Consider the following 1,032-nt stretch of genomic DNA (forward strand, 5'->3'; position numbering starts at 1 on the left):
GGTCGGCAGAGCAACCTTCACCGCCCGACCCTCGTCAGCGGTCACCGCGGCCCAGTCCACCTCCACACCAGCCGCATACAAACCGGCCAGCGCACGCAACGCGGTCTCAGGCTCGTCCTGCCCACCACGCAACGCCGGGACCCACGTCCCCGCATCCCCATCAGCCATCGCCGACAACGCACCATCCGGACCCAACTCGGCGAACACACCCACACCCTGAGCCCGCATCGCCACCACCACATCGTGGTAACGGACCGTGTCCCGCACATGCCCCACCCAATAAGCAGGATCCGTCACATCCGCACCCGGCACACCCGACACCAACGCGATCCGCGGCTCACGACAGGTCACCCCACCCAAAACCCCAGCGAACTCCTCCAGCATCGGATCCATCAACGGCGAATGGAACGCATGACTGACCCGCAGCCGACGAACCCGCCCACCACGCTCCCCCCACAACCCCGCCAGCTCATCCACCACCGACTCAACACCCGAAATCACCGTCTGCCGCGCACTGTTCACCGCCGCGACCGCCACACCCTCACGACCAGCAATCAACTCGGCCACCTGCTCCGACGACGCATCCAAAGCAGCCATCGCCCCACCCGCCGGCAACTCCTGCATCAAACGGCCCCGCGCCGCCACCACCGCACACGCATCAGCCAGATCCCACACCCCCGCCACATACGCCGCCGTGACCTCACCGATCGAGTGACCCGCCACACACTGCGGCACCACACCCCACGACGACCACAACCGGAACAACGCCACCTGCACCGCGAACAAACCCGCCTGCGCAAACACCGTCCGGTCCAACTCCGGACCACCACCCGCGATCACCTCACGCAGCGAACCAGGCAGCAACCCGTCCAGCTGATCACACACCTCGTCAAACGCCCGCGCGAACACCGGGAACGCCCCATACAACCCCAGACCCATCCCCACACGCTGGGAACCCTGCCCCGAGAACACCACCGCAACCCGACCATCACCAGCAATACCCGTCACCACACCAGGCACCACCTGACCCGC

The 1,032-nt window shown here is 66.6% G+C and carries 1 protein-coding gene; it reads right to left on the reverse strand.

Translation table 11 applies throughout. The features are described from left to right. Positions 1-1,011 (reverse strand): acyltransferase domain-containing protein (locus tag AQI88_RS42385; protein ID WP_208616111.1); only part of this gene is annotated, 1,011 nt, incomplete at its 3' end. Positions 1,012-1,032 lie beyond the last annotated feature (21 nt).

Source organism: Streptomyces cellostaticus, from assembly GCF_001513965.1.
GTDB lineage: Bacteria > Actinomycetota > Actinomycetes > Streptomycetales > Streptomycetaceae > Streptomyces > Streptomyces cellostaticus.